This window comes from Gordonia sp. ABSL11-1, assembly GCF_030315685.1.
Taxonomy (GTDB): domain Bacteria; phylum Actinomycetota; class Actinomycetes; order Mycobacteriales; family Mycobacteriaceae; genus Gordonia.
This window is the reverse complement of sequence record NZ_JASXSI010000003.1, coordinates 314,988-335,776: the sequence shown is the minus strand read 5'-3', so window position 1 is coordinate 335,776 and position 20,789 is coordinate 314,988. Positions and strand designations below refer to the sequence as shown.

The 20,789-nt window shown below is 67.9% G+C and carries 19 protein-coding genes, 1 pseudogene and 1 riboswitch; of the genes and pseudogenes, 15 read left to right on the top strand and 5 right to left on the bottom strand.

What is annotated here, in order from left to right; genetic code table 11:
- The first annotated feature begins 59 nt into the window (after positions 1-59).
- Both QSJ19_RS05510 and QSJ19_RS05505 read left to right on the top strand, forming a co-directional pair.
- Positions 60-560, top strand: coding sequence for a PH domain-containing protein (locus tag QSJ19_RS05510; protein ID WP_286318852.1), 501 nt, complete (start codon positions 60-62; stop codon positions 558-560).
- Complete coding sequence (locus QSJ19_RS05505) at positions 547-2,085, top strand: PH domain-containing protein (protein ID WP_286318850.1); 1,539 nt, start codon at positions 547-549, stop codon at positions 2,083-2,085. The genes QSJ19_RS05510 and QSJ19_RS05505 overlap by 14 nt, the downstream gene beginning before the upstream one ends.
- On the opposite strand, the gene QSJ19_RS05500 is transcribed toward QSJ19_RS05505, so the two are convergent.
- On the bottom strand, positions 2,069-3,124 hold the full coding sequence (locus tag QSJ19_RS05500; RefSeq protein WP_286318849.1) for an alcohol dehydrogenase catalytic domain-containing protein: 1,056 nt from the start codon (positions 3,122-3,124) through the stop codon (positions 2,069-2,071). The two genes, QSJ19_RS05505 and QSJ19_RS05500, sit on opposite strands and share 17 nt — an antisense overlap.
- An 81-nt stretch (positions 3,125-3,205) precedes the next feature.
- On the opposite strand from QSJ19_RS05500, the pseudogene QSJ19_RS05495 reads away from it, so the two are divergent.
- Positions 3,206-4,873 (top strand): annotated as a pseudogene (locus QSJ19_RS05495) (hydroxysqualene dehydroxylase); the annotation flags it as partial.
- A 42-nt stretch (positions 4,874-4,915) separates the two neighbouring features.
- Entirely contained in the window at positions 4,916-5,545 is a 630-nt protein-coding gene (locus QSJ19_RS05490) for a TetR/AcrR family transcriptional regulator (RefSeq protein ID WP_286318876.1), read from the top strand.
- Positions 5,546-5,612: 67 nt separating this feature from the next.
- Here the strand turns inward: QSJ19_RS05490 and QSJ19_RS05485 are convergent, their stop codons facing one another.
- A complete protein-coding gene (locus QSJ19_RS05485) occupies positions 5,613-6,122 on the bottom strand; it encodes an NUDIX hydrolase (RefSeq protein ID WP_286318847.1) in 510 nt (169 codons plus the stop codon).
- A gap of 115 nt (positions 6,123-6,237) precedes the next feature.
- Here QSJ19_RS05485 and QSJ19_RS05480 point away from each other — a divergent pair, with 115 nt between their 5' ends.
- Genes QSJ19_RS05480 through rsgA form a run of 5 tightly spaced genes read left to right on the top strand, consistent with a single transcriptional unit; the run spans position 6,238 to position 10,994 of the window.
- The gene (locus tag QSJ19_RS05480; RefSeq protein ID WP_286318845.1) at positions 6,238-7,941 is read left to right on the top strand and encodes a nucleobase:cation symporter-2 family protein; all 1,704 of its coding nucleotides are present in this window, start codon (positions 6,238-6,240) and stop codon (positions 7,939-7,941) included.
- 53 nt (positions 7,942-7,994) lie between these two features.
- Positions 7,995-8,234 carry a hypothetical protein gene (locus QSJ19_RS05475; RefSeq protein ID WP_286318843.1) on the top strand — a complete coding sequence of 80 codons (240 nt, stop codon included), beginning with the start codon at positions 7,995-7,997 and terminating at the stop codon, positions 8,232-8,234.
- Positions 8,235-8,236: 2 nt separating this feature from the next.
- Entirely contained in the window at positions 8,237-8,617 is a 381-nt protein-coding gene (locus QSJ19_RS05470) for a VOC family protein (protein WP_286318842.1), read from the top strand.
- A gap of 57 nt (positions 8,618-8,674) precedes the next feature.
- A complete protein-coding gene (gene aroA / locus QSJ19_RS05465) occupies positions 8,675-9,940 on the top strand; it encodes a 3-phosphoshikimate 1-carboxyvinyltransferase (RefSeq protein WP_286318841.1) in 1,266 nt (421 codons plus the stop codon).
- Position 9,941: 1 nt separating this feature from the next.
- Positions 9,942-10,994 (top strand): ribosome small subunit-dependent GTPase A, encoded by a 1,053-nt coding sequence (rsgA, locus tag QSJ19_RS05460; protein WP_286318838.1) that lies wholly within the window; start codon positions 9,942-9,944, stop codon positions 10,992-10,994.
- A 19-nt stretch (positions 10,995-11,013) separates the two neighbouring features.
- On the opposite strand, the gene QSJ19_RS05455 is transcribed toward rsgA, so the two are convergent.
- Together QSJ19_RS05455 and QSJ19_RS05450 are read right to left on the bottom strand one after the other, a co-directional pair.
- Positions 11,014-11,751, bottom strand: a complete 738-nt coding sequence (locus QSJ19_RS05455) for a GntR family transcriptional regulator (RefSeq protein WP_286318837.1) — start codon at positions 11,749-11,751, stop codon at positions 11,014-11,016.
- A gap of 65 nt (positions 11,752-11,816) precedes the next feature.
- Positions 11,817-12,836, bottom strand: a complete 1,020-nt coding sequence (locus tag QSJ19_RS05450; RefSeq protein WP_286318836.1) for a LacI family DNA-binding transcriptional regulator — start codon at positions 12,834-12,836, stop codon at positions 11,817-11,819.
- 143 nt (positions 12,837-12,979) lie between these two features.
- On the opposite strand from QSJ19_RS05450, the gene QSJ19_RS05445 reads away from it, so the two are divergent.
- From QSJ19_RS05445 to QSJ19_RS05420, 6 genes are all read left to right on the top strand, one after another.
- Positions 12,980-14,155, top strand: a complete 1,176-nt coding sequence (locus QSJ19_RS05445) for a phytanoyl-CoA dioxygenase family protein (RefSeq protein WP_286318835.1) — start codon at positions 12,980-12,982, stop codon at positions 14,153-14,155.
- Positions 14,156-14,174: 19 nt separating this feature from the next.
- A complete protein-coding gene (locus tag QSJ19_RS05440; protein ID WP_286318834.1) occupies positions 14,175-14,954 on the top strand; it encodes an SDR family oxidoreductase in 780 nt (259 codons plus the stop codon).
- Entirely contained in the window at positions 14,954-16,030 is a 1,077-nt protein-coding gene (locus QSJ19_RS05435) for a Gfo/Idh/MocA family protein (protein ID WP_286318833.1), read from the top strand. The genes QSJ19_RS05440 and QSJ19_RS05435 overlap by 1 nt, the downstream gene beginning before the upstream one ends.
- 29 nt (positions 16,031-16,059) lie before the next feature.
- Positions 16,060-16,950 carry a sugar phosphate isomerase/epimerase family protein gene (locus tag QSJ19_RS05430; RefSeq protein WP_286318832.1) on the top strand — a complete coding sequence of 297 codons (891 nt, stop codon included), beginning with the start codon at positions 16,060-16,062 and terminating at the stop codon, positions 16,948-16,950.
- Positions 16,947-17,945 (top strand): Gfo/Idh/MocA family protein, encoded by a 999-nt coding sequence (locus QSJ19_RS05425; protein ID WP_286318831.1) that lies wholly within the window; start codon positions 16,947-16,949, stop codon positions 17,943-17,945. The genes QSJ19_RS05430 and QSJ19_RS05425 overlap by 4 nt, the downstream gene beginning before the upstream one ends.
- A 49-nt stretch (positions 17,946-17,994) precedes the next feature.
- Positions 17,995-18,076, top strand: a riboswitch (ZMP/ZTP riboswitch).
- A gap of 25 nt (positions 18,077-18,101) precedes the next feature.
- Positions 18,102-19,493, top strand: a complete 1,392-nt coding sequence (locus QSJ19_RS05420) for an NAD(P)/FAD-dependent oxidoreductase (protein ID WP_286318829.1) — start codon at positions 18,102-18,104, stop codon at positions 19,491-19,493.
- Positions 19,494-19,502: 9 nt separating this feature from the next.
- Here the strand turns inward: QSJ19_RS05420 and QSJ19_RS05415 are convergent, their stop codons facing one another.
- A complete protein-coding gene (locus tag QSJ19_RS05415) occupies positions 19,503-20,660 on the bottom strand; it encodes a LacI family DNA-binding transcriptional regulator (RefSeq protein ID WP_286318827.1) in 1,158 nt (385 codons plus the stop codon).
- Positions 20,661-20,789: the final 129 nt, after the last annotated feature.

Below are 20,789 nucleotides of genomic sequence, written 5' to 3'. Positions count from 1 at the left end.
TTGCTCGTCGGCGCTGCGCGGGGACGAATCCCCGGTGGCCTCGCCTAGAGTGGACGTCGATGGACTCCACACCGCCGCTGCTCCTGCGCGAGCCCGCCCACCAGGTCGATCCCCGCGCGGTCACCATGTGGCGAATGTCGCCGCTGCTCAGCGGGATTCCCGTCCTGGCCGCGGCGATCGTCGTCGCCGCACTCGCCGATGCCGCCCGGTGGCCCGCACTGGCGGTCGGGATCCTCAGCGTCGTCATCACCGTCTTCTTCGTGACGGTCGTCCCGATCTGGCGCTACCGGTTCCATCGCTGGGAAGTCAGCGACGACGCCGTGTACACCCAATCCGGCTGGTTCGTCAGGAGCCGCGTGATCATCCCGATCGCGCGCATCCAGGTCGTCGACACCGCCGCCGGCCCGATCGAACAGCTGCTGAACCTGGCGACATTGACCGTCACCACGGCGTCGTCGGCAGGCACGGTGCGCGTCGTCGGACTCGACGCCGAGACCGCGCGTCGCGCAGCCGCCGACCTCACCGCTCGTACCCAGGCTTACACCGATGACGCGACCTGAGGCCACCCGATTCGGCGGCGACGGACCGGACGACTGGCACCGACTGTCCCCGTGGATGATGGCTGTCCGACCGATCGAGCAACTCCCTCAACTCATCCCGGTGATCATCGCCATCGTGTTCGCCGGCCGCGGCGCCCCCGACATCAGCATCATCCTGGCGCTGATCGTGGTGCCGCTGGTCACGATCGTCCCGTGGCTGGTCACCCGTTACCAGGTCACCGATGATCATGTCCGGGTCCGGTCCGGCCTGTTCACCCGCAAGGTCGCGACCGCGCGCCGGGATCGGATCCGCAGCGTCGATCTGACCGCGTCCCTGCCGCATCGCGTGCTCGGCCTCAAGAAGGTCCGCATCGGTACCGGCGGCGACAAGGAGTCCTCGGTCGTCGAGCTCAACGCCATCACGGCATCCGAGGCCGATGCGCTGCACGGCAACCTGATGGCGACCGTGGTGCGCAGCGCCGCGACCCGCCCCGGGAGGCCCCAAGACGCCCCGGACATCGCCGCGGCGTCGCCGGAGGAACTGTCCCGGCTGCAGCTGTCCTGGCTGCGATTCGCCCCGTTCTCCCTGGCCGGTTTCGCCGCGGCCGCCGCCCTGGCCGGGCTGGCCGCCCAGATAGCCAACGAGGCAGGCCTGTTCAGGCAGGGAGCCGCCACCGCGGAGCACGTATACGACCGAATCCGCGACATCCCGTTGCCGACCGTCGTCGTGGTCGCGGTGGTGGCCGTGATCGTCGTCGGCGTCGTCCTGTCGGTCAGCGGATATGTGCTGGGCTACTGGAACTTCCGACTGGTCCGTCACCCCGAGGACGGGACCCTGCGGATCAGTCGCGGACTGCTGACGACCACGGCGACCAGCCTCGACGAGCATCGAATCCGCGGAGTGCATTTTCACGAACCCGTGCTGATGCGTCCTGTGGGCGGTGCACGCCTCAATGCCATTGCAACCGGATCGTCGAAGCAGCCGCTGTTGCTTCCGCCGGCACCGCTGGCCGAGGCGTTGCGCGTGGGCCAGTTGGTGGCACACGACGGCGACGAACTCACCACGCCGTTGCACCACCACGGCCGCGCCGCCCTGATGCGACGCCTCACGCGAGGTTTCTGGGGCGGACTCGTCTTCGCGCTCATCGGGATCGTCGCGGTCATCGGTCCGCTCACCTGGCCCTGGCTGATCGTCGCCGCGGTCGCCGGGATCGTGTCCACCGCGCTCGGCGTGGTCCGTTTCCGCAACCTCGGCACCCGGGTCACCGACCGGTCGGTGATCGTCGCGCCGCCGCGGGTCGCTCGCCATCGACACGTCGTCGATCGCGACGGTGTCGTCGGCTGGGCATCGCGCGCATCGTTTTTCCAGCGCCGGCGCGGTGTCGAGACCGCGATCCTCGCGACCGCCGCAGGCGCCGAGGCCTACGTCGCCGTCGACCTCGAGCCTGCGGCCGCCGCCACTCTGATGGCCACCGTCTCACCGGATCTGGTGGCCCCGTTCATCGCCCAGACCCGCGCGCCGCGAGACGTCACCCGACCGCGATGATCACCTTGAGGGCGTGCTCGTCGGCCGCGTTGCCAAACGTGTCGTACGCCTGGTCGAACTGATCGAACGTGAACCTGTGGGTGATGAACTTCTCCGGGGAGATCTCGCCGCGTTCGATCCCCTCGAGGAGTTCGGGGGCGGTCGTCGCGTTCACCAGTCCCGTCGTGATGGTGAGGTTGTTGATCCAGTCCCGCTCGATCGGGAACGTGACGCTCTCGCCGTGCACGCCCACGTTGGCCACATGGCCGCCCGGCCGCACCGAGTCGAGAGCGACGCCGAAGGTCGCGGGCACGCCGACGGCCTCGATCGCCACGTCGACCCCGAGCCCGTTGCGACTGAGGTCCTTGAGCTCGGCGACCACATCTCCGCCGGCATTCACGTCGATCGTGTCCGTGGCGCCGAAATCGCGGGATTGTTCGAGCCGGAACTTGTTGCCGTCCACGGCGATCACCTTCGACGCACCGGCTGCCGCTGCCGTCATCACGGCCGCGAGTCCGACCGGACCGACCCCGACGACCGCCACGACATCGCCCTCGCCGACGGCGCCGTAGAGCACCCCGATCTCGTAGCCCGTCGGCAGGATGTCACTGAGCATCGTCCCCTGCTCGGCCGTCACTCCGTCGGGAAGTGGGATGAGACCGTTGTCGGCGAACGGAACCCGGACGTATTCGGCCTGGGTGCCGTCGATCAGGTGACCGAAGATCCATCCGATGCCGCCGACGGTCTGGCAATGCGACGTGAGACCGGCACGACAGTATTCGCAGGTGCCGCATTTGCTGACACATGACACAATCACCCGGTCCCCGACCCGCACCCGGTCACACCCTGGTCCCACTTCGGTGACCACGCCGACCCCCTCGTGGCCGAGGATCCGGCCGGGCGTCACTGCAGGGACATCGCCTTTCAAGATGTGCAGGTCCGTCCCACAGATGGTCGTCACCTCCATCTTCACGATGGCGTCGGTCGGTTCCTGCAGCACCGGGTCGGGCACGTCCTCCCACGTCTTCTGACCCGGACCGTGGTACACCAGAGCTTTCATCGCCGACTCCTCCGTTGGGGTACCCGGCAAGCGTAAGCGGGGCGGCCCTCCCCGGCCGTCTCACGTTGAGACCTCCGTGCTGGCCGGGAGGTCGCCATCTTCGGTGGCGGGATGGCCGGCCTGTCGGCAGCACACGAGCTGATCGAACGCGGCTTCCGCGTCACGGTCTACGAGCCCGCCTACCTCGGTGGTAAGGCCCGGAGTCATGACGTGCCGGGGACGGCCCGTGGCGGACGGATGGCCCTGCCGGGCGAGCACGGGTTCCGATTCTTCCCGGGCTGCTATCAGCACGTGACCGAGTCGATGGAGCGAATTCCGTTGCGCGGCGGTGGAAATGTCAAGGATCGTCACCTCATCAACGTGGAGACCGCGGTCATCGCGTTCGACGAGGCTGGGTACGCGCCGACGACCGCCCCCGCGTCGATCATGGGTTTCGTCGACCACGCCGCCGACATCGTCGAACTCGACAACCTGCGCAACGCGCTGATGACCGGGCTGAAGTTCGTGGTCGACATTCCGCCGCACGAACTGGCGTACTTCGTCAGCCGCGAACTGATCATCGCGACGAGTTGCCAGCAACGCCGACTCGGCCAATGGGAGAACACCCCGTGGATCCAGTTCGTGAAGGCGAAGGGCAAATCGCCTGCCTACGAGCGCTACCTGGCCGGGGCCCTCACCCGTGCGCTGGTGGCCGCCAAGTCGCACACGGCGTCGGCGCGGACCATCGGACAGATCGGACTCGCGCTCGCGACGTCGGCGACCGGGTTGATCGGCCAGTACGACGCCGGGCTCGTGAACGGTGGGGTCGACCGAATACTGAACGCCCCCACCAACCATGCGTGGATCGACCCGTGGGTGACGCATCTTCGGACCCGCGGTGTGAGGTTCGTGATGAACGAGGGGGTCGCCGACTTCGCGGTGTCCGGCGGCCGGATCAGCGGAGCGAGACTGCAGTCGGGCGGCACCGTCGACGCCGACTGGTACGTCGCCGCGATGCCGCTCGACCGTCTCAAGCCTCTGGTGACGCCCGGACTGGTCGGCGCCGATCCGTTGCTGGCGGGAATACGGGGGCTCGAGGACGACTGGATGGTCGGTATCCAGTACTTCTTGTCGCGTCGCTCCGACATCCCGCCCAGCCACATCGCCGCCCTCGGCACGCCGTGGGCACTCACCGGCCTGTTCCAGGCCCGGCCCTGGAACGTCGACTTCGCCACGACCTATGGCGACGGAAGCGTCCGCGACTGCCTGTCGATCGACATCTCTGACTGGGAGAAGCCAGGGATCCTGTACGGCAAGCCTGCCAAACGCTGCACCAAGCAGGAGATCGCTCGTGAGGTGTGGGCGCAGATGAGCCGGGCGATGAACTCCGGCGGCAAGAAGCTGTTGAGGAGCGAGGAGATCGTGACCTGGTCCCTCGATCCGAGCGTGACCTGGTCTCCTCAGATCGCCAACGCGACACCGTTGATGGTGAACACGGCGGGTTCGTATCGGAATCGCCCGACCGCCCACACCCGGATCCCGAACTTCTTCATCGGCGGCGACCACGTCCGCACCAACATCGATCTGGCGACGATGGAGGGAGCCAACGAATCCGGTCGCCGTGCGGCCAACGCCATCCTCGCCGCCGCCGACAGTTCCGCTCGCCCGGCGACGGTGTTTCCACTCTGGGAGTTGCCGATGCTCGAGCCGTTCAAGGCCGAGGACCGCAAGCGCTACAAGGCGGGGCAGCCGCATTTCCTGGACTTCTGATGCGCGCTCTACCCCGGCCGACGACACGGTCGCAAAGGTAGGATCGTCGAGTGGACCGAGCCGCGCGCTGCATCGCATCCGGCCGGGGTCGCAACGCAACTCCGTGGCGACCGAACGCGCACGCGCATCCTCGATGCCGCCATCCGCGTGTTGGTGGACCAGGGATATGCCCGAGCGAGCACGCTCGCGATCCAGGCCGAGGCGGGGGTGACGCGGGGGCGCCTTCTGCACCATTACCCGTCGCGCGACAAACTCCTCATGGCCGCGGTCGACCATCTTGCCCGTACGCGGATCGAGGAGATGCCGTCCCAGATCGACTGGCCGTCCGACCCCGCCGACCGGATCGGTCCGGCGATCGACCTCGGCTGGAGCACATTCCACCAGCCGTACTTCGTGGCGTCGATGGAACTGTGGACGGCGGCGCGCACCAACGAACGACTCCGCAGCGCGCTGGTTCCCACCGAGCGACGTCTGGGACCGACCGTTCGGCAGGCCGTGGCCGGATTCCTCGGTCCCGAATTAACTTCGCGCCCACGCTATCCCGAGCTGTATCCGCTGCTTCTGTCGAGCATGCGTGGGGTTGCCGCGACCTATCTCATCGATCGCCGAGATCCCACCACCGATCCTCATCTCGACCTGTGGAAGGCGATGACGCGCACCTACCTGCTCTGAGCGCGACTCCGACTCCGCAGACCTAGCCGCAGACGTAGCCGCAACCGTCTCCCGACGACGATTCCCGCTACGTCTGCGGGGGTCGGTCGCCGTCGAGCACCTCCATCAGCCGATCGACGAACGCTGCCTGCGCCGGGTTCAACTTGACCCGCGCGACGTCCGGCGACACCCATTCGGCACGATCGATCTCCGGGAACTCCTGCATGCGCCCGGATCGGGGCGGCCACTGCATCTCGAAGGTGTTGCTGACGACGCCGGCGGCGTCCAGGTCGCCCTCCGCGGCGAAACCGGTCACCACCTTGCCGCTCGCGAGCCGCACGTCACCGAGTTCGACGACCGGGTCGTGCGGTGCCGGACTCCCCAGTTCCTCGGCGAACTCCCGACGCGCCGTCGCCTCCGCATCCTCGCCCGCCTCGTAGAGCCCCTTCGGGATCGACCACGCGCCGTCGTCCTTCCGCGCCCACAGAGGGCCGCCGGGATGAGCGATCAATACCTCCGTCATGCCGGCCCGACGCCGGTACAGCAACAATCCCGCACTCCGCTTGTTCGGTTGCCGTTTCCCGGTCTGCGCCGCCACCCGACCCATTCTGCACGGGCGGCCAACACCGGCAGGGACCGAATATATTCGGACCGAAACACCACCGTCACACCGCAGCGTCATGTCCGAAACGCCGGACTCGTAAACACTGCATATGGCGGTTCTCGACACGATCAGACACGGCAGGTCCACCCCGCATCCGGTGGACGAGATCCCACCCCTGGCCAAGTTGCTCCCCCTCGGCATCCAGCATGTCCTGGCGATGTACGCCGGCGCGGTCGCCGTGCCGCTCATCGTCGGCGGCGCGATGGTCAGCGTCGGTCAACTCGAGCAGGGCGACATCGTCCACCTGATCATGGCCGACCTTTTCGTGGCGGGTATCGCGACGATCCTGCAGGCGGTCGGATTCTGGCGATTCGGTGTCCGGCTCCCCCTGATGCAGGGCGTCACCTTCGCCGCCGTCGGACCGATGATCACCATCGGCACGAGTCACGGCATCACCGCGATCTACGGGTCGGTGATCGCCTGCGGGATCTTCATGATCGCCGCCGCACCGATCATCGGGCGACTGATCCGCTTCTTCCCACCGCTGGTCACCGGCACGATCATCCTCATCATCGGCGTCTCGCTGATGCGGGTGGCCGCCGGTTGGTTCGGCGGCGGCACCGCGTCGGGCGAGGACTTCGGGGATCCGAAGAACATCGCCTTCGGCTTCCTCACCCTCGCGATCATCGTCGTGATCGAGCGCTTCGCCCCCGACACCATCCGCCGCGTGTCGATCCTCATCGGTCTCGTCGTGGGCACCGTCATCTCGATCCCGTTCGGCATGACGAAGTGGGAGGCGGTCGGCGAGAACCCCTGGGTCGGGATTCCGCAGCCGTTCCAGTTCGGCCTGCCCACCTTCGAGATCAGCTCCATCATCGCGCTGATCATCGTCGCCCTGGTCATCATGACCGAGACCACCGGCGACATCGTCGCGGTCGGTGAGATCGTCGACAAGAAGATCACCCCGCAGAAGCTCGCCGACGGCATGCGTGCCGACGGCCTCGGGACCGTCCTCGGTGGTGTCTTCAACACGTTCCCGTACACCGCGTTCGCCCAGAACGTCGGACTCGTCGCCATCACCGGCGTGCGGACCCGCCATGTGGCGACCTGCGCCGGCATCATCCTGGTGATCCTCGGCCTGCTCCCCAAGATGGCGGCGGTCGTCGAGGGCATCCCGCTGCCGGTGCTCGGCGGCGCGGGCGTCGCCCTGTTCGGCATGGTGGCGGCGAGCGGCGTACGCACCCTGACCAAGGTGAAGTTCAACAACACCAACATCCTGGTCGTCGCCATCTCAGTCGGCGTCGCGATGCTGACCGAGGCGAAGCTGTACTACACGAATCGTGAACTCGGCGACGCCCCGGTGAACGTCTCGCTCGACCTGTATCACCAGTTCCCGGACTGGTTCCAGACGATCTTCCACTCGGGCATCTCCGCCGGAGCGCTGACCGCCATCCTGCTCAACCTGCTGTTGAACACTCGGAGCACCTCGCCCGATCCGGTCGACTATCACAACACCGGCGAGATCGAGGTCGTGACGAAGGACGGACTGGGCCTGTCGGGTTCCGACGCGATGCGCAATGCCGCTTTCGATCCCCGCGACGCGCTCGCCGCCGCCGACCCGGATACGCCACCCGAGATATTGCGTTACCTGGCCGAGCAGGATCCGGGTCTACATCCGTTCATCGTCACCAACCCGTCGGCCCCGAAGGATCTGTGCGATCACATCAAGGACCTCGGCGACCCGAAGGTGACGAGAGTCGTCGAGACCTGGGACGGCTACACCGACGGCGGGTTCTCTCGTCGTGGATCGTGACCGGTGTTCCTCGGTGCGCCGTGCCGACGGCCTCGGACGCCTAGAGTTGAGACATGTCCGACAGCCCACGGGACGACCACCATCCGGCCGATGCGATGACCGACGACGACGACCCCGACAAGCCGCACGAGTACGAGCACGACCCGACATTCGCGTTCGGTGACGCGAAGCCCATCGGCCAGACCGATCGCATCGCCCGCGAGATGGCCGCCTATGAGGCGGCGCGGCACGGCAACGACGTCAATCGCGGCCATGCGCTCGGCGGGAGCGACGGCAGCACCGAAGGCCAGTAGGGATGGAGATCCTTGCGAGCCGGGTCCTGTTGCGTACCCGGGATCCACAACGCCTGCAAGCGTTCTACCGCGATCGGCTCGGACTCGCCGTCGCGCGCGAGTACCCGGGTGGCATGGTCTTCCACGCCGGCAACGGACTGATCGAGGTCCCCGGGCACATGAGCGAGGACGCCACCTCGAGCGCAGGCGCGGTGCTGTGGCTCCAGGTCCGCGACATGGGCGCCGCGGAGAAGGAACTCCGCGAGGCGGGCGTCGACATCGTGCGCGAGGCCCGCACCGAGCCGTGGGGACTGATCGAGATGCACGTCGCCGACCCCGACCACCGCACCATCATCGTCGTCGAGATCCCCGCCGACCATCCGCTGCGCAAGGACACACGGTGACCCCGTCCGCCCAGATCGCGGTCAGAGCGCGTATTTCGGCATGACAGACTGGACCCCATGAGTATCTGGAGTGCTCCGAGGGTCACCGAGCCGGTGGTGGCCACCGTCGCGTCACCGGGCTCCAAGTCGATCACCAACCGCGCCCTGATCCTCGCCGCGCTCGCCGACGGCCCGTCGACGGTCCGCGGCGCACTGCGCAGCCGGGACACGAATCTCATGCTCAACGGACTCAGCGGTCTGGGCATCGGCGTGCGGGTCGATCCGGACGACGAGACCACGGTGGTCATCGACCCGCAGCCCATGCACGACGCCGACGTCTTCTGCGGACTGGCCGGCACCGTGATGCGGTTCCTGCCGCCGGTGGCCGCCTTCGCCGACGGCGTCGTGGCGTTCGACGGCGACGATCAGGCCCGCACCCGCCCGCTGACGACCATCCTCGACGCCCTGCGTGACCTCGGGGTCGACGTCACCGGAGACCGTCTGCCCTTCACGGTCGTCGGTCACGGCTCGGCGCGCGGTGGTGAGGTGACGATCGACGCGTCCGCCTCCTCGCAATTCGTGTCCGGGCTGCTGCTGTCGGCTGCGCGCTTCGACGAGGGCGTCATCGTGCGGCACCGGGGAGCACCGGTCCCGTCGACGCCGCACATCGACATGACCCTCGACATGCTGACGACGGCCGGTGTGTCCGTCGACCGCCCGGGCCCCGACACCTGGCAGGTGTCCCCCGGCCCGATTCGCGCGGTCGACCGGGAGGTCGAACCCGATCTGTCCAACGCAGCAGCCTTTCTCGCCGCCGCAGCGGTGACCGGCGGCGCCGTCACCGTTCCCCGCTGGCCCGAGACGACCACCCAGCCCGGAGCCGAGATCGTGGGCATCCTGGCCGAGATGGGCTGCGCGGTCGAGCGGGCCGATGGATCTCTGACCGTCCGCGGACCCGAGAAACTGACCGGCATCAGTGTCGATCTGCGGGATGTCGGCGAGCTGACGCCGACGGTCGCCGCGCTGTGCGCGCTGGCCGACGGTGAGTCGGTGCTGTCGGGGATCGCGCACCTTCGGGGGCACGAGACCGACCGTCTGGCGGCGCTGTCGACCGAGATCAACCGGTTGGGCGGCGACTGTACCGAGACCGAGGACGGCCTGCGCATCGTCCCGCGGGCGCTCCACGGGGCTGTCTGGGAGTCCTATGCCGATCACCGGATGGCGACCGCGGGTGCGTTGATCGGACTCGTCACCCAGGGTGTCACCGTCGACGACGTGGAGACCACGGCGAAAACCCTCCCGGACTTTCCGGGTATGTGGCAGAAGATGATCGGGCACATCTGACGTGTCGCGCCGCGCCTCGAGCTACGACGAATCCGACGTCCGGATACGTCCCGGCAAGGGCAGTAGGCCACGCACCAAGCAACGTCCGAGCCACGATGACGCCGAGGACGCGATGGTCGTCTCCGTCGACCGCGGCCGGTGGGGCTGCGTCATCGGCGGCGACCCTGATCGTCGGGTGGTCGCCATGCGCGCCCGTGAGCTCGGCCGCACACCGGTCGTCGTCGGCGATCACGTCGCGGTCGTCGGCGACCTGACCGGGCGTCCGGACACGCTGGCGCGCATCGTGAAGGTCGCCGACCGCACCACGGTCCTGCGTCGCACCGCCGACGACACCGACCCGTATGAGCGGATCGTCGTCGCCAACGCCGATCAGCTGCTCATCGTCACCGCGCTGGCCGATCCCCCACCGCGCACCGGATTCGTGGAGCGGGCACTGGCCGCCGCCTACGTCGGCGGATTGACCCCTCTCCTGTGCCTGACCAAGTCCGACCTCGCCGACCCGGCCGAGTTCACCCGGGCGTTCGCCGACCTCGACCTGCCCATCGTCCTCGCGGGCCGCGACGACCCCCTCGACGACGCGTCGTCGCGGCTGGCCGGCCACATCACCGCACTCATCGGACATTCCGGTGTCGGCAAATCCACCCTCGTCAATCGCCTTGTGCCGGATGCCGATCGGGCGACCGGAGTCGTGTCGGGCGTCGGCAAGGGCCGACACACCTCGACCCAGTCGGTGGCACTGCCGCTGCCCGAGACCGGCCAGGGTCGCGGATGGGTCGTCGACACCCCGGGCATCCGCTCGTTCGGCCTCGCTCACGTCACCCCGGACGACATCGTCGACGCCTTCGACGATCTACGCGATGCGATCGAGGACTGCCCGCGCGGGTGCACGCATCTCGGTCCGCCCGCCGATCCCGAGTGCGCTCTCGACGAGCTGACCGGGCAGTCGTATCGTCGGGCGATGGCAGTTCGGGCCCTCCTGGTCGCGGTGACCGGCCAGACCTCCGACAGCACAACCGATCTCGAGACCGACCAGTCGGCACAGAACGACGTCTGATACCGGCGATGACCGGATCTCAGCGGTCGACGACGGTCGTCTCGAAGAAGTAGCGATCTGCGCGGTACGCGTGACGACCCACCTCGACGACACGTCCCGCGTCGTCGAAAGCGGTGCGCTGCATGGTCAACAGCGGAGTGCCCACCGCATCACCGAGCAGTGTCGCCTCGTCTTCGTCGGCGGCCTTCGCGCCGATCCGCTGGCGGGCGAGCCGGATGTGCACGCCGCGCCCGCGCAGACCCTTGTAGAGGCCGCCGGTCTCGAGCTCGCCGGCCGGTGGGCAGATCTCGGCGGGCAGGTGATTGATCATGAGCGCCAACGGTTCTCCGCCGGCACATCTCAGCCGTTTGACCGTGACCGCCTCGGCACCGACGGCGAGTCCGAGTTCGGTGCGCAGTTCGTCGTCGGGCACGCCGATCCGATATTCGAGCAACTGGGTGCTCGGATGCATACCCGCAGTCGTCAGATCGTCGTACAGGCTGGTGAGTTCGACAGAACGATGCACGGGGTTCTGCACGACCTGTGTCCCGACTCCGCGTTTGCGGACGACCACACCCTTGTCCACGAGCTCCTGGATGGCCTGCCGGATCGTCGGCCGCGACAGCTTGAGTCGACTGGCCATGTCGAGCTCGTTCTCCAGGCGGTCGCCGGGAGCCAGATCACCGCGGACGATGGCGGCCTCGATGGCCTGCGCCAGCTGATGGTAGAGCGGCACCGGAGTCGATCGGTCCAGCTCCACCGGGATGGGTGTGATCACGACGACACACTAACACCAGAAACCTGGACATTAATATGTAAAGACAAGAATAGATCCCGGGCCCCTCAGTCGGGCAGATTGTGCGGGGTGATGATGTGGATGCCCGACGCCCGGGGCCGCTGATCGCCTGCCAGGGCACCGTGGAAGCCCATCACCGACTGCGCCACCTGCCGCATGTCGTCACGGAGATCATGATGGAGCACGGCGGTGACGTGCCCACTGCGCAGCAGATCACGATTCGCATCGCCCAGGTCGTGCCCGACGAAGACCTCGCAGGTCCGGTCGGCCGCCGCGAACGCGGCGACGATGCCGCGGTTGCCCCCGCCGATCGAATAGACGGCCGCGATGCCCGGATGCTCTCGTAACGCACGCGCGGTGAGGGCGCGGCTCGTCTCGTCGAGACCGTCCGACTCCGAGATCTCCACGATCGTCCGGCCGGGATCGTAGGTGCGCATCGCCGAGCGAAACCCCATCTCCCGTTCCTCCTCACCGCGGAACATCTCGCTGCTGGTGATGACCAGCACGTCCGCGTCGACATGTCGCAGCCACTGGCACATCAGATACGCGGCGGTCGCACCGGCCGCCCGGTTGTCCATCCCGACGTAGGCGATCCGCGTGCTCATCGGCACATCGGTGACCAGCGTGATCACCGGGATCCGGGCCGTGGTCAGCCGGCCGATGGCCGCTGCGACCTCCGGTGTGTCCGGCGCCTTCAGCACGACGGCGTGGCTCCCGTGCCGACAGATCGAGTCGAGCTCGGCGACGAGTTCGTCGACCTCCCACGTCTCCCTCAGGTGGTAGCGGGCCCGCATCACGGCAGGTCGCAGGCCGGGCAGTTCCAGCTCGAGCGCCTCTCGGACGAGGTCGGAGAACCGTCGCGGGGTCTCCATCACGAGATCGATGAGGAAGCGCCGGCCGGAGAGGCGCAGCTGGCTGCGCTGCCGGTCGAGATCGGCGATCGCCTGCTCCACCTGAAGCACCGTGCCCTCCCGGACACCCGGCCGTCGGTGCAGGACCCGATCCACGGTCGCCTCGCTCACGCCTGCCTGTCGGGCGATCTCGCGAACCGGATAGCGATGTGGCACGGAACACTCCTGAGGGATTCTTGATGGAAATCTGACCTTGTCCGGACAATAGGATCTTGCCATTCTGAGTATGTGATCATGGCGGAATCGCCGAGGGCCCACACCTCCATAGACCCGACGCCTTCAGAGAGGAGCGCACGCACATGACCCTGCGCAGCGCCATCACCCCCCGAGCGAGCCGCATCTCCGCCGCCGAATGCGACCTCGACGAGTTCATCGCGCTCACCCAGCGCATCACCGACCTCGCCGAATATCCGCACGCGGCGAGCGCCGAGCGCGGCGTCCTGTTCTACGACTCGGGCGCCGTGACCGCACTGTCCGGCGACGCCCGCGAGGTGCTCGCCGACGAACTGGCCGACGCCCTGCTCAACGGCCCCGGGATCGTCGTGTTCACCGGTGCGTTCGACGACCGCCACGGACTCGCCGACTCCACAGCCGCGTTCACCGAGATCATCGCCGATCAGCGCGCCGCAGGCGTCTCCAACGGCGACCACTTCGCCAAACCCGGCGCCAACGACCGCATCTGGAACGCGCTGCAGAAGTTCGCCGAACGCGATCCCGAACTGTTCACCCGGTACTACTCCAACGACGTCCTCAATCTGATCAGCGAGGCCTGGCTCGGCCCCTGGTATCAGGTGACCTCCGCGATCAACGTCGTCAACCCGGGTGGTGAGGCACAGAATCCACACCGCGACTATCACCTCGGATTCATGTCGACCGACACCGCCGCGACCTTCCGCGCGCACATCCATCGGCTGTCTCCGGCCCTGACCCTGCAGGGTGCGGTGGCCCACGTCGACATGCCGATCGAGTCCGGCCCGACCATGTACCTGCCGTTCTCCCAGACCTACGAGGCGGGTTACCTGGCCTTCAACCTTCCCGAGTTCCGCGACTACTTCGCCCAGAACTACGTGCAGCTGCCGTTGTCGGCGGGCGACGCGGTGTTCTTCAACCCGGCCCTGTTCCATGCGGCCGGCCACAACACGTCGGCCGACATCAAGCGCATGGCCAACCTCCTGCAGGTCTCCTCCGCGTTCGGACGGGCCATGGACGCGGTCGACCGATCGGCCATCATGCGCCGGATCTATCCCGCGGTGCGGGAACTGGCCGCCAGCGGCGACGGTCGTGGGGTCGCGAACGTGATCGCCGCCGCCGCCGAGGGTTACGCATTCCCCAGCAACCTCGACCTCGATCAGCCGATCACGGGCCTGACCGGTGAATCACAGGCGCAACTGTTCGCCCGGGCCATCGCCGACGACGTCGATCCCGACCGTTTCGACACCGAACTCACCGCGCTCGACGCACGTCACATCCCGTGACCGAAAGGATTCACCGACGATGACCGATCAAGCGGCCCTGATCGACAAGGTACTGCTGGTCAGTGGCGGGACACAGGGCCTGGGGGCGGCGATCGTTCGCGCCGCCGCCGGTGCCGGTGCACGCGTGGTGTTCAGCGGCCGGAACGCCGAGAAGGGCAAGCGGCTCGCCGCGGAGTTCGACGGACTGCCCGTGCGATTCGTCCAGGCAGACCTGACCGATCCGCGCGCCGCCGCCGACACCGTCGCGGCGACCGTGGCCGAGTTCGGGCGGATCGACTGCCTGGTCAACGCCGCGGGCACCACCTCCCGTGGAAGCCTGCTGGACACCACGCCCGAACTGTTCGACAGCCACGTCGCCATCAACCTGCGCGCACCGTTCTTCACCATGCAGGCGGCGGTGCGGGACATGCTGGGCCGCAAGGCCCCCGGGAGCATCGTCAACATCATCACGATGTCGTCGTACGGCGGACAGGCCTACCTCGCCCCCTACTCGTCGACCAAGGCGGGCCTGGTCGGCCTGACCAAGAACGCCGCGCACGCCCACCGCTGGGATCGCATCCGCATCAACGGCCTGAACATCGGCTGGAGTGAGACCGAGGGTGAAGGCGACGTGCAGAAGACGTTCCACGGCGCCGGCGACGACTGGATCGAGGACGCCAACGCCTCGGTACCGATGGGCAAGCTGGGGCAGCCGGACGAGATCGCCGACTTCGTCGTGTTCCTGTTGTCCGAACGCAGCGGCGTGGTGACCGGCTCGGTCATCGACTGGGATCAGATCGTGATGGGAGGGATCGACTGATGGGGTTGACCATCGGTGTCATCGGGCTCGGGCGTATCGGCGCGTTCCACGCCGATACGGTGGCGGCTCTGCCCTGGGTCGATGAGCTCGTCGTGACCGATGCCGTGCCGGCCGCCGTCGACGCCACGCTCGACCGCCTGGAGTCGGCGCGGCCTGCCGCCGATACTGATGAGCTACTCGCGTCCGGCGTCGACGCGGTCGTGATCGCCAGCGCCACACCGACGCACGCGGAACTGATCGAGAAGGCCGTCGCGGCGGGTATCCCGACACTGTGCGAGAAGCCGATCGCGCTGTCGGTGGCCGACTCCGCGGAGGTCGTCCGACGTGTCGGCGACAGCGGAGTACCCGTCCGGATCGGATACAACCGGCGTTTCGATCCGGCGATGGCCGCTGCGCGCGCCGCCGTCGTCTCCGGCGACCTCGGATTCATCACCACTGTCCGCTCCACCACGCTGGATCCGGCACCGCCCCCCACCGGCTACATCGCGGCGTCGGGTGGCATCTTCCGGGACTGCGCGGTCCACGATTTCGACACGGTCCGTTGGCTCCTCGGCGACGAGGTCGTCGAGGTGTATGCGACCGGCGGCAACCAGGGCGATCCCATCTTCGCCGACGTCGGCGACGTCGACACCGCCTCCGTGTTGCTCACCTTCGCCTCCGGCACCATCGGCGTGGTCTCGGTGACCCGCTATAACGGGCGCGGCTACGACTGCCGGCTGGAGGCTCACGGCAGCACCGACTCCGTCGTCGCCGGGTGGGACGACGGCACGCCGGTCCGGAACCTGCAGGCGGACTCGACTTTCCCGACCGGTGCGCCGCATCGCTTCTTCATGGACCGGTTCGCCGCCGCCTACCGGGCGGAGCTGGGCGCCTTCTGCGACGAGGTGCGCGCAACGCCGTCTCCGAACGAGCTGTGCACCGCACAGGACGCCCTCGAGGTCGCGTTGATCGCCGAGGCGGCCACGCAGTCGGTCGCCCTGCGCAGACCCGTCCACATCGATGAGGTGCGAACGGCACACGCTGCAGGCGAACACCTTTCGACGACGACCCGCCACACATCCATCCGACGACCATGATCGTGAACAGCACCACAGTGAGGACCACCATGACGACCACCGAACTCCGCATCGCCGCCGCCCCCATCTCGTGGGGCGTGTGCGAGGTCCCCGGGTGGGGCTATCAGCTCAGCCCCGAGCGTGTTCTCGGTGAGATGCGGGAACTCGGCGTCACCGCCGCCGAGACCGGCCCCGAGGGTTTCCTCCCGAGTTCGCCGTCCGCACTCCGCGACACCCTCGCGGGTTACGACCTGCGGTGCGTCGGGTCCTTCGTCCCTGTGGTGCTGCACAAGGCCGACCACGACCCGACGCCCGCGGTGAGCGAGGTCCTCGACCGCCTGGAGACCTCCGGCGGCGATGTACTGGTACTGGCCGCGGCGACCGGCGTCGACGGGTACGACGACCGCCCCGACCTCAGCGAGGCCGAGTGGACGACGCTGCTCGCGAACCTCGACCGCCTCGGTGATCTCGCCGAGAGTCGCGGTGTGACCGCGGCGCTGCACCCGCACGTCGGCACCATGATCGAGAAACGCGACGAGGTCTACCGCGTGCTGGAGAACTCCTCCATCGGACTCTGCCTGGACACCGGCCATCTGCTGATCGGCGGCACCGACCCGCTCGAGGTCACGCAGGCGTTCACCGACCGCATCACCCATGCCCACCTCAAAGACGTCAAGGTCGAGCTGGCCGAGAAGGTGCAGCGTGGAGAGCTCACCTACACCGACGCTGTCGCCCAGGGCATGTACGTCCCACTCGGTGCCGGGGAGGCGCGCATCGCCCGTGTTGTCGGCACGCTCGTCGACGCCGGATTCGGTGGCTGGTATGTGCTCGAACAGGACACGATCCTGGGTGACGAGGTCGACGGTGACGCTGCCGCCGGAAACGTCGCGGTGTCGATGTCGTTCCTGCGCAAGGTCGCCCAGCGCCCGGTGCAGGTATGACAGACGCCGGCACGCCTCTGCGCATCGGGATCCTGGGCGCATCACGGATCGCCGAGACCGCGCTCATCGGTCCGGCACAGACACTCGGCCACCGCCTGGTGGCCGTCGCCGCGCGTGACCGCGGGCGTGCGGCCGCCTTCGCCGACAAGTACGGGGTCGAACGAGTCCTGGCGTCGTATGACGAGGTGATCGCCGACCCCGAGGTCGACGTCATCTACAACCCGCTCGCCAATTCGCTGCACGGACCCTGGAACCTCGCCGCTGTACGCGCCGGCAAGGCCGTTCTGTCCGAGAAACCTTTCGCGCGGAACGAGTTCGAGGCCCGCGAGGTCGCCGACGCCGCACGAGAGGCCGGCGTCGGCATCCTCGAGGGCTTCCACTACCTGTTCCATCCGCTGATGGACCGGACGTTCGAACTACTCGACGCCGGCGCGATCGGCGACATCCGTGACGTCGAGGTCGTGATGGCGATGCCGGCACCCGGCGACGACGACCCGCGATGGTCGTACGACCTCGCCGGCGGTGCGCTGATGGACCTCGGCTGCTACTCGCTGCACGTCTCGCGGGTGCTCGGAAAGTGGTGCGGCGGCAACCCAGAGATCACCGGCGGACGCGCGGTGCTCCGGAGCCCTCAGATCGACGAGTCGTGCATTCTCGATGTGCGATATCCGAACGGGGCGAAGGGAACCCAGGCGGTCTCGATGGTGGCCGGAGAGTTCGTGTTCAGCCTTCGGATCGTCGGCGACGAGGGCAGCCTCTACCTGCACGACTACCTCGGCCCCAACCGCGACGATCGGCTCACGGTGGTGTCGGCGACGCGTGGCACGGTCTCCGTCGAGCATCTCGGCACGCGATCGACCTACACGTATCAGCTCGAGGCGTTCGCCGACGCGGTGCGCAACGGGACATCGCTGCCCAACGGGCTCGACGACGCCGTGGAGAACATGCGCTACCTCGACGACGCCTACCGCGCCATCGGACTCGACCCACGCTGAGGAGATCGAGGGGAATATCGACTCGCGCCGGGACCGTTGAGGTGGGTAGCATCATCAACGCGACTGGCGTGGCCGGGATCGACCGGCGTGGAGCGAAGCGACTCCGGACATCGACCGCCTGGGTGTCCCGGAGGTGAACCGCTGGAGGGTAGTCGCATGGATTCTCAATCACCGATCACGCATGTCCACGACGCTTCGTCACGTCATCGGGTCGTCGTCATCGGTTCGGGCTTCGGTGGGCTGACCGCCGCCCGCCGTCTCGCCAAGGCCGACGTCGACGTCACGGTGATCGCACGCACGACCCACCATCTCTTCCAGCCACTGCTCTATCAGGTGGCGACCGGGGTGATCTCCGAGGGCCAGATCGCACCGCCGCTGCGGGTGATCCTGCGCAAGCAGGACAACGTGCGGGTGGTGCTGGGTGACGTCGAACAGATCGACCTCGAATCACGCACGGTCACCTCACGTCTGCTCGAGCGCGTCACCGTCACCGGCTACGACAGCATCATCATCGCCGCCGGGGCCGACCAGTCCTACTTCGGCAACGATCAGTTCGCCGAGTTCGCACCCGGACTCAAGACGATCGACGACGCCCTGGAGTTGCGTGGTCGCATCCTCGGCGCGTTCGAGCAGGCGGAACTGTCGACCGACCAAGTCGAGCGGGAGCGACTGCTGACGTTCGTGGTGATCGGCGCCGGGGCCACGGGCGTCGAGATGGCCGGTCAGATCGCCGAGATGGCGACGAAGACGCTGCGCGACGCGTTCCGCAACATCGATCCGACCGACGCGAAGGTCATTCTGCTCGACGCGGCTCCGGTCGTGCTCCCGCCGTACGGCGGCAAGCTCAGCGAGCGGGCCACCGCGCGGCTGGCCAAGAACGGCGTCGACATCCAGATGGGCGCCATGGTCGTCGACATGGACTACCACGGTCTCGTCGTCCAGGACGGCGACGGCACACGCCGCCGCATCGAGAGCCAGTGCAAGGTCTGGTCGGCCGGCGTCGCCGGCAGTCCGCTGGGACGTCAGCTCGCCGAGCAGTCCGGCGTCGAACTCGACCGTGCGGGCAGGGTGAAGGTGCGTGCGGACCTGACGGTGCCGGATCACCCGGAGGTCTTCGTCGTCGGCGACATGATGGCCGTCGATGGCGTACCCGGAATGGCGCAGGGCGCCATCCAGGGCGCGAAGTACGCCGCCTCGGCCATCACGGCCGGACTCTCGGGTTCCGGCCCGGAGAGCCGAAAGCCGTTCTCGTACTGGGACAAGGGCTCGATGGCCACCATCGCACGCTTCAGCGCCGTCGCCAAGATCCCGATCCCGGGGACCTCGCGCAGCATCGAGATGGCCGGCTTCATCGCATGGGTCGGTTGGCTGGTCCTGCACCTCGTCTATCTCGTCGGCTTCCGTAACCGGTTCACCACGCTGGTCGACTGGCTCTTCGCGTTCACCACGCGCAGCCGCACCCAACTCGCGATCACCGAGCAGCAGGTGTTCGCGCGCAATGCGATCGACGAGTTGGAGGAGCGGACCAGGATGGACGAGGCGGCGTAAGGGGTCTGCTCAGCCGGTCGTCGACACCTGTACGACCTTGCCCGCCTCGCGTGCCTTGGTGGCCCACACCTCCCGCGCGTCGGCGGGCAGGGCGATGAGGATGGCGTCGATGTCGGGGTCGTCGATCAGGTCCTCGTAGATGCCGTAACTGACCATGATCCCGAGACGATCGGCGATCTCCCACGCGACAGCCGTGGAGGCGCTGGCGACGACCTCGATCGCGCCGGACATCGTTCCGGGAGTGCCGAGTTCGCGGACGAGTTCGTCGCTGCACGAGTCCGCGAGCAGACCCCATCGCACGGGTGTCGCGGCACCGTGATCGGTGTCGTACCCGTCGGGCGGCGATGTGGTGCCCCGCACCATCAGTTCGGGCTCGAGCGCCAACGATCCGTAGAAGCCGAACCCGCCGGTGTTCGCCGCCTCGGGTGAATCCCCCACCAGCGACGCGACGGCCTCGACGGCGGCGCGCGCGAGTCCGACGACGTCCTGACGGATCGTCGTCAGGTTCACGTGTCCGAGGACCGCGTGCGGCCCGTCGTCGTAGCCGACGACCGACATGTCCTCGGGGATGCGGACACCGTTGTGCCGCATCACATCGATGAACCCCACGGCCATCCGGTCGTTGGCCAGGAACGTGGCGGTCGGTAGATTGCCCTCGGCGAGAAGCCGTTCGGCGGCCAGTGCACCGGCCTCCTCCGTGTAGTCCCCGACAAGAGTGCGGCACTCGTCGCGGTGTCCCGCCGCCGTCATCGCACCCAGGTATCCGCGCAGCCGCTCGGAGGCGCACGGGTGGTCGCCGCCCTCGACGTGGGCGATCGTCGTGTGGCCCAGATCGATCAGGTACTGCACCGCGAGATGCGCACCGCGCCATTCGTCGGTGCCGATGGTCACCGCGGTGACGTCCGGGATGCGTTCGCCGATCACCACGATGGGCACCGGCACATCGAAGCGGTCGCCGTACTCGGCACCGACGACGATGACCACCTGACATCCCTGGCCGACCAGGTCTGCGACCGCGCGCGCCCGCGTCCGTCGGCCGGTGTGGAGCCCGAGGGCCACCCGGTAGGCGGCGCTCTCGGCTGCGAGGTAGAGCTCATCGATCAGGTCTGCCTCGAACGGGCTCGATGCCCCGAAGACAACTCCGACCAGGCGATGATCGTCAGTCATCCCACATCCTCTCCCGCGACGGACACCGAGATCCCCGCCGCCGCTGATCTTCTCCGGGACAACGTATCCCGACGTCTCACGCCATGCACCCGAAATGGGAACCCGCCCGGCCCCTGCGGAGCCGGGCGG